The sequence below is a fragment of the Rubellimicrobium mesophilum DSM 19309 genome (genome assembly GCF_000600335.2).
In the GTDB taxonomy this organism is placed as follows: domain Bacteria; phylum Pseudomonadota; class Alphaproteobacteria; order Rhodobacterales; family Rhodobacteraceae; genus Rubellimicrobium; species Rubellimicrobium mesophilum.
Map to the genome: position 1 here is coordinate 1 of NZ_KK088642.1, position 7,587 is coordinate 7,587.

The following is a 7,587-nucleotide window of genomic DNA, read 5'->3' on the forward strand; positions in this document are numbered from 1 at the left end:
CCAGCCCGGTCGTCTGGCGCAGCGGCAGCCCAAAGAGCGCCTTCAACATCAGGCACGCCTGGATGGCAGCATCCGAGAAGGTGGTCGGACGCCCGCGCCGGCCACTCGGGGCGGCGATCCACTCCATCTCGGGATCAAACCAGACCAAAAGCGAGCCGCGCTGCTTCAGGGCTTCACTGTAGGCGCGCCAGTTGGTCGTGCGGTAGGTCGGAGGGTCAGGCTTGGGCATCCTCATCCACTAACCCACTCAGCCTCCAAGAGGAATCCCGCAGGATTTGCGCAACAGAGCCTATGAGGAGCTTCACAATTAACCCCCTCAGGAGGTCCACCATGAACTTTTTCAAGAAACCCCAGAAATTCGCTCGCACCCTCTGGGCCAAGCTGGCGATGGCAAATTTCCCCTTTGATATCAAGGGGTTGTCAGAAAATTTCCTAGCCCAGGGGAAGATCGGCCTACCTCGGCCGATCTTCCCCTGGGCCGCGCACGTAGCATGACATGTCAAGGTCAATCAAGACCTTGTGAAAAAATGGCCGCTGGAGTGCGGCTTTTTTGTTGCGCCACGTTCACTGGATCGTGGCGCTGCGCTCACCGCGATTAACCATATTTGGCTCCTAGGGCGCAAGGAATTGGCGTCCGGCTCGAGTCGTGGCACATCATGCAGGACCCGTGATGATGGCGACCGAGGTAGGCGAGTGAACCACCAACTGCACCTCTTCCAAGAGGAGGACGAGCCCGATCTGTTGGCGGAGCTGAGGACGTTCCGGGACTTCGGAGAGTCTACCCTGGTCGAGACGGTGGGCGGCCTGCCCTACTTCATCAACGAATTCTGGACGGCCCGGCAGAGGCAGGCCCACCGGCTTCACGAGGTGAGCTACCGCGCCTGCTTCAAGCCGCAGCTCCCGGCTTTCTTTATCGAACGGCTGACCGCCCCGGGTGACGTCGTTTACGACCCCTTTATGGGACGAGGCACAACGCCGATCGAAGCCGCCCTGAGGGACCGCATCCCCTACGGCAACGACACAAACCCGTTGAGCCGGGCGTTGACGGAACCCCGGATCAACCCGCCCACACTCGCCCAGGTGAAGGCCCGCCTTGGAGAAATCCCTTGGGGCACCTTCGATCACTACGACCACGCGGAGCTTCTGACCTTTTACCATCCCACTACGCTGGCCCACATCGAGGGACTCCGGGCGTGGCTCATGGAACGGGAGAAGGCAGGGTTGCTCGACCAGACCGACCGTTGGGTGCGCATGGTGGCGCTCAACCGCCTGACAGGTCATTCGGCCGGCTTCTTCTCTGTCTATACTCTGCCCCCGAACCAAGCGGTCACGGTGGAGCGCCAGCGGCTCATAAACGAGAAGCGGAAGCAGACCCCTCCTCCCCGCGACGTCGCGGCGATCATCGCCAAGAAATCGGCCAGCCTGCTGTCGGACGGTCCCGCGCTGGCGCCAGCCAGCCTGTTCCTGACTGCGCAGTCCGACGCCACCTCGGAAATCCCGGAGGCGGCTGTCGCCCTGACCGTCACCTCCCCACCCTTCCTCGACATCGTGAACTACGAGTCCGACAACTGGCTCCGCTGCTGGTTCATGGGTATCGACCCCACGTCCGTGAAGATCGCCATGCACCGGAAGGTGGAGGCGTGGCAGGCATTCATTGCCTCGACGCTGCACGAATTGGCCAGGATTACGCGCCCCGGCGGTCACATCGCCTTCGAGGTGGGCGAGGTGCGCAACGGCAAGGTGCGCCTGGAAGAGAACGTGATTGCCGCCGCAGAGGGCCTACCCCTCACCCCCCTAGGGGTGATGATAAATCAGCAAGAATTCACCAAGACGTCGAACTGCTGGGGGGTGTCGAATAACGAGGTGGGGACGAACAGCAACCGCATCGTCCTGTTGAAGAGGGACCAATGACTACTGAACGCGAACGGCAGCTTGAAGAGGTGCTTGCACGCATGTTGCAGCCTGCGAAGGGTATCCCCTTCGAGGTTGTCATCCGCTCCCTGTGTGGTGTCGGTGTCGAGAAATTCGACGTCACGCAGCCCGACAACAAGGAAGCCCTCGACAAGATCGTGGATGCCCTCCGTAAGACCTGTCGGACCGTGCAGGCAAAGCCGATCGAGCGGCCCCGGCCCAACGAGGTTGGCAACGACATGGAGCCCTTCGTTATCAACGCGCTGAAGGCCAACGGCTTGAAGGCGGCTCCGCCCAAGACCAAGGCCGGACTTGGGAAGGCGACGGGATACCCTGACATCAAGATCGAGACGGGCAAGCTGCCGATCTACTTGGAGGTGAAGAGCTACGCGGCCACCACGGCCGACTCCTCGATGCGCTCCTTTTATCTCTCCCCGGCTGAGGACCCGAAGGTGTCGGATGACGGCTATCACCTGCTGGTCGGGTTCGAGATTGAGCGCAACGGCAACCTCTACACCCCGGTCGGCTTCGGGCTTGTGGACCTCTACGGCCTCAACTGCGACATGAAGGCGGAATTCAACTCCGACAACCGGCGGCTGTATGAAAAGAAGCGGCTGCTGGCCAAGGAGAAGGTGCCGCCGAACGGCAGGCCGGCCTGACCATGCCTACCGTCAAGCTCACCCCAACCGAGATGGCCGAGCTGATGCGCGACAACTCCGGCTCGGGGGGCTGGCAGTCCCTAATGAACGGTCTGCAAGCCAAGCTCGACAAGAGGACGGGCGAGCTGCGGCTGTCGCCCTCTGATTTGGAGCGCATCCCTCGATACGCCTTCGACTACGGCAACGGCGGCTGGGAAAGCCGCCTCCGATCGGTGTTCGGACGACACCTGGGGCCGAGACTCGGGCGCTGATCGACTCGACGCCCGGCCGTTTTGACGGGAGCCGGATTTTCCTCTGGCGCGTATCTGAGTCCTACCTGACTACCACCGCCTGGGAGGCATTCGGGAGCCGGGGTGCGCTAGGGGCAGTCTGCCCTGAGCCCCGTCACAAAGCGCACGCGCCCAGCCCCCCAGCTTTGCACCGCCGCCCCGGCCGTAGCGATCGCGGCGACAGGCGCGCCGACGGGGGTGCAGCTCTGGCTCGATCCTGTTTGCGCCAGGTGCGGGTCCTGGCCACTGCCCACCGGTAGGCGCGTGCGCTTTGGTTTCCTTACAAATGCATACATACATGCATGCATTGACGCGTTCTCATATGGCATTTAAGAAGGGATTAAATGCCATATAGACTCGGGAGGCCCGCCCCATGACCGACGCTCTTACCCTCGCCCAGGCTGCCGCGCTGCCGACCCCCGAGCTGGCCGAGCGCATCGCCCAGGCGGTGCACGATCCGGCGGGGGCCGACGCCTCGAACACCGTCAAGACGTATGCGGCGGCCCTGCGTGACGTCGCCCGCTGGGCGGCCGAGGCCGCCGTGCCCTCCCTCCCCATGGCCGCGCGCGACCTCGCCCGCTACGTGGACGATCGGGCTGCAGCCGGCCGCGCGCCGGCCACTGTCAGCCTCTATGTGACGGCTGTTGGTCGCGCCCACCGCGACGTGGGCCTGCCCTCCCCTGCGGATGACCGCGTGGTGAAGTTGGCGCTGCGGCGGATGCGCCGGCAGGCAGCAGAGGGCGGGCACCGGCAGCGGCAGGCGGTCCCGATGCGCGTGGAGCACATCGACGCGGCCCTGGCCGGCCTGGGCGACTCCCTGGGCGACCTGCGGGACGCGGCGCTGGTGACGCTCGCCTTCGACACCCTCCTGCGATCGGCGGAGTTGGTGGCGCTGCGCGCGGGCGACGTGCAGCCGCAGGGTCGGGATGCGATCGTGCGGGTGGGCAAGACCAAGACCGACCAAGACGCCAGCCGGGGCGACGTCCGGTTCGTGAGCCGGGCCACCTATGCCCGGGTCGCGCGGTGGATCGCGGCGGCCGGGCTCGCCCCGGATGCGCCCTTGTTCCCCTCCCTGTCCCGGCGCGGCCAGGGTGATCGCATGGCCCCCCGGGACGTCGCCCGCGTGTTCGATCGGCGGATGCCCGGGCACGGGTTCACAGGACATTCCAGCCGCGTCGGCGCGGCCGTCTCGCAAAGGGAAGCCGGTATCCCGACCGGGTTGATCGCGCAGGCCGGAGCGTGGGCATCAGATGCCATGGTGAGTCGCTATACCCGCGCGATCGACGCGCAGGAGTCGGGCGCGGCGATCCTTGCGCGTCGGCAGGGGCGATCCTGAGGCCGACTTGAGCCTTTACCAGATGGACCTCTACCAGACGGAGTCCACTGCCCTGGCCGACCGGCCAGGGCGTCTTACGTTGGAACGTCATAACTAATTGAATATAAAATAAAAACTGTATGGGACCCGTCTGGGGTAGGGGGTAGGTCAGCGCACGGCCGGGTAGCTGCCGTATGTCAAGATCACCATGAAGCCCAAGATTGTGAACCGGCCAGCACCTCGCTGACCGCCTGTTGCCCCGCAGTCACTTACCCTGCAGGATGGCAGGGCGCGGGGAGTCGCCGCGTCGCAGACGAGGACCACAAAGGAACCAGAAACAGAAAGACCCGCCGGGAAGGCGGGCCTCAAAGCCGGGGGGACCCGGGAAAGCTGTTCTCTCGCAAAGACAGCTTCCCATAGGTTTCCCGCCTCTGCAACCCCTTGGGGGAACGATAGAGGTGTGCCTGAGGCGATCCCCTCCCCGGCGTCGTGAAAACCATCACCACGACTACTATGACCGCCAAGGGGAGACCCCATGACGACAACTATTTTCGGGGGCGCAGATGCAGCCCCCTACCCCTGCCGTGACTACAGCCGGGAGGTCGCGGCCGTGCTGGCCACGCTGACCGGCCACACTCCTCCAATGCCTTACCGCGCCGGCTCGCTGTGGGTCGGCAAGTGCGAGCACCGTGTCGCACTCGCCTTGAAGCCCTCGGTGCTGGCCTGCCTCGTGCTGGTGGCGCGCATCTGGGACCGCCAGAGCCGCGAGCCCGGTAAGCGCAACGGCGACGTCGGGCACGTCGGTCTGGAGGTCTACGACTGGATGGCCTCGAAGATGACCGACGAGGGCTACGTGGCTCATGCCTACAGCTACATGGCCAAGGTCCTGCGGCGGGACCGCTCCACGGTAGTCGAGCGGGTCTCGGTCCTTATCCAAGACGGCTGGCTGCGCAAGGTGCGCCGCAAGGACGAGCGGGGGCAGGCCATCAACGCCTATGGCTTCTCGCTACCGCGCGCCGCCTACGGGCTGGCCTGCCGGCTCTACGGGGCGATCCCGGCGGACATGGCTCGCGACGTTGACGCCCTGCTCGGACACTTCCCGAAGTGGCAAATCGACTGGCACCAGTTCCTCGCCCACATGAAGAAGGTCTGGGCCGCTGAGGGCAAACCTGTCACCGAGGCTGCACCGCAGCGCGAGGTGATCGACCGCGATGACCGGATGGACGACCTACCGGTCACGCCCGAACCGGAGCCCGTGAAGCTCTCCCCCATTGACGCGATCCTCGCCAGTCTCGGTGGGCCGCGCCCTGGACGGACCAGCGTGCTCGACATCGTCTTCAATGGGCCACCAGTGAGTCGGTTGAGCCGTGAGGTTAAAGAATGATCCTCGACTGAAAGTCCCTGAAGCCCCCAGCGGCACGCCAGAACCTATGATCGCACAGAGAAGAGGCTAAGAGGCAGCGAGGCCGAGAAGGCAGCGCCCGGATGAGGTATGTCGCAAGGAAGGTGAGGGAAGAAGGAAGAGGGGCTAAGAAGCGAGGCGATCGGTGCCGCCCCACTAGAATGCTTAACCTGACTTGATGCCATGCATGCATGCAAGAATGCCTAGTTGCATCTAGAATGGATTCCAGGCTAGCTGCCCGCATGAAGGTAATAACCGTGACGGCTCAGAAGGGCGGGGCGGGCAAGACCACCCTGGCCAGGAATCTAGCAATAGCCGCTGCCCAGGATGGGCAGCGCGTCCTGCTAATCGACCTCGACCCGCAGAAGTCCCTGCGGCGCTGGTGGGAGGCACGCGAGGGTGACGCACCGGCCATGCTGGACTCCGACCCCCCACCGGGACGCTTACGTGCCACCGTGGACGCGGCCCGGGAACGCTTCGACCTCCTCTTGATCGACACGCCACCAGCGACACCGGCATGGCTGGGCGACGTCCTAGCCGTGGCCGATCTGGCCCTTGCCCCTGTGCGCCCCTCACCTGACGACTTGCGCGCGATCGGCGGCACGCTGGGCGCGCTGCGGGCGGCCCGGACGCCTTTCGCCTTCATCCTGACCCAGGCCCCCCGGGCAAAGATCACGGACGAGACCGCGCGTGTCCTGGCGGGCCATGGTCGGGTCGCACCGGTCAACATGGCACAGAGGGTCAGCTATGCGGAGTCGGCCGCCACAGGCCAGGGTGTGACGGAAGGGAGTGATGGCCGGGCCTCGCAGGAGGTTCGAGACCTGTGGTCCTACGTCAAAGGAGTCATGGAATGAGCGCACGAAAGAAGGGCGTGGACCTGGGCGCAATGATCGACCCGGAGTCGAAGCCTGAGGACACTGGCATTCCACAGCGCGGGGCGGAGCCTCCGGCCAAGGGCAAGCCCCAGCCCCGGGAGAGGCCCCCGTCGCGCCTCGACCAGATGACCATCCGCATGACCTCGGAGACCAAGGCCCGGATCATGGCCATCGCCATGGAGGAAGGGCGCGGCGGGCGCCCGCTGCCGATTGCGGATGTGATGGAACTACTGGTGAGCCAATGGGACCGGACCACCAAGAGTTAGGACTGTCGGCGGACATGCGTGCATGCAGGCACGCATGTCCGCCAAAGCGCAAGGGCAGGAGGCCGCCACTGTGTTCCGCCTGCTAGAGCTAACCATGTGGGTCGGCCTCCTGATCTTTTGCCTGCGAGCGTGCACATGACCACCACCGACCCCCGCCGAGCGATGATCCTGGCCGCCGTGGCCGGCGCGATGGGCGCGGCCACGGATCGCGGCCTGTCCGACGTCCGGGTGCAGACCGCCCTGCCTCCGCCCAAGTGGGTCATGCCACCGCCGGTCCGACCGCCATCCTCGACCATCGACGCCCAGGCTGAAGCCGTGCGCATCCGGGCCGTGTTCGATGCTGCCTCGCCCGAGGCGCGCCGGCTATTTCTCGGGTCCCTGATCGGCTAATAGATCGACCTGACGCTGTATTGGTCGCACGGCCGCGCAACGGATTGGCGCCTGCACTTTTCTGTTGACAATAGCGGCAAAACTTAGGCGTGCCGTTGGTCGGAAATTTCGTGACAAAGTTTCTTTTTTATGCTAGAGTTCACTCAATGGCGGATATGGAATTGTTTCCAATAATCGCCATGACATTTGACTCCCCAGATTTTTACCGGATTAATTGACATGAATGACCATGATCTTGACCTTTACGACGCAATCATCAAAAAATTCCCCGGCTTTTCTCGCGCGGCTTACCGCATGGCGATGGATGAGGCGCGGAAATCCCCGGCCTATCAGAACGCGCGGCATGGAAACGGCTCTGTTGAGCAATTCGGCGTAAGAGCGAGCTGCCCCTGACCCCCGTCGGCTTTATGCAACGCGCTTGGTCTCGGGGGTGCCGAGGGCGGTGAAGCGGTTGAGAAGGGCGGCACGGATCTGAAGCTCGGCGGTTTGGCGGCTGGGGG

Annotated in this window: 11 protein-coding genes; 10 read left to right on the forward strand and 1 reads right to left on the reverse strand. The window is 64.4% G+C overall.

The window, feature by feature from the left end:
* The coding region (locus RUMESO_RS23455) for a transposase (RefSeq protein WP_037277707.1) at positions 1 to 229 on the reverse strand (229 nt) is incomplete at its 3' end.
* Between the two features lie 101 nt (positions 230 to 330).
* Here RUMESO_RS23455 and RUMESO_RS25525 point away from each other — a divergent pair.
* The 10 genes from RUMESO_RS25525 to RUMESO_RS25530 all read left to right on the forward strand — a co-directional run bounded on the left by RUMESO_RS25525 (position 331) and on the right by RUMESO_RS25530 (position 7,480).
* Positions 331 to 495 carry a hypothetical protein gene (locus tag RUMESO_RS25525; protein WP_156363083.1) on the forward strand — a complete coding sequence of 55 codons (165 nt, stop codon included), beginning with the start codon at positions 331 to 333 and terminating at the stop codon, positions 493 to 495.
* A gap of 198 nt (positions 496 to 693) precedes the next feature.
* Complete coding sequence (locus RUMESO_RS23460) at positions 694 to 1,911, forward strand: DNA methyltransferase (RefSeq protein WP_037284628.1); 1,218 nt, start codon at positions 694 to 696, stop codon at positions 1,909 to 1,911.
* The gene (locus tag RUMESO_RS23465; protein WP_156363084.1) at positions 1,908 to 2,570 is read left to right on the forward strand and encodes a hypothetical protein; all 663 of its coding nucleotides are present in this window, start codon (positions 1,908 to 1,910) and stop codon (positions 2,568 to 2,570) included. Before RUMESO_RS23460 ends, RUMESO_RS23465 begins: the two co-directional genes overlap by 4 nt.
* Positions 2,571 to 2,572: 2 nt before the next feature.
* Positions 2,573 to 2,821: a hypothetical protein gene (locus RUMESO_RS23470; protein WP_037284634.1), complete on the forward strand. Its 249-nt coding sequence runs from the start codon at positions 2,573 to 2,575 to the stop codon at positions 2,819 to 2,821.
* 391 nt (positions 2,822 to 3,212) lie between these two features.
* Positions 3,213 to 4,175 (forward strand): tyrosine-type recombinase/integrase, encoded by a 963-nt coding sequence (locus tag RUMESO_RS23475; RefSeq protein WP_037284637.1) that lies wholly within the window; start codon positions 3,213 to 3,215, stop codon positions 4,173 to 4,175.
* Positions 4,176 to 4,764: 589 nt separating this feature from the next.
* The gene (locus tag RUMESO_RS23480) at positions 4,765 to 5,538 is read left to right on the forward strand and encodes a hypothetical protein (RefSeq protein WP_156363085.1); all 774 of its coding nucleotides are present in this window, start codon (positions 4,765 to 4,767) and stop codon (positions 5,536 to 5,538) included.
* Positions 5,539 to 5,798: 260 nt separating this feature from the next.
* Positions 5,799 to 6,410, forward strand: a complete 612-nt coding sequence (locus tag RUMESO_RS23485; RefSeq protein WP_037284644.1) for a ParA family protein — start codon at positions 5,799 to 5,801, stop codon at positions 6,408 to 6,410.
* The gene (locus RUMESO_RS23490; protein WP_037284647.1) at positions 6,407 to 6,697 is read left to right on the forward strand and encodes a hypothetical protein; all 291 of its coding nucleotides are present in this window, start codon (positions 6,407 to 6,409) and stop codon (positions 6,695 to 6,697) included. Before RUMESO_RS23485 ends, RUMESO_RS23490 begins: the two co-directional genes overlap by 4 nt.
* A 135-nt stretch (positions 6,698 to 6,832) precedes the next feature.
* Positions 6,833 to 7,087: a hypothetical protein gene (locus RUMESO_RS23495; protein WP_037284650.1), complete on the forward strand. Its 255-nt coding sequence runs from the start codon at positions 6,833 to 6,835 to the stop codon at positions 7,085 to 7,087.
* A 219-nt stretch (positions 7,088 to 7,306) separates the two neighbouring features.
* The gene (locus RUMESO_RS25530) at positions 7,307 to 7,480 is read left to right on the forward strand and encodes a hypothetical protein (protein ID WP_156363086.1); all 174 of its coding nucleotides are present in this window, start codon (positions 7,307 to 7,309) and stop codon (positions 7,478 to 7,480) included.
* The last annotated feature ends 107 nt before the right edge of the window (positions 7,481 to 7,587 follow it).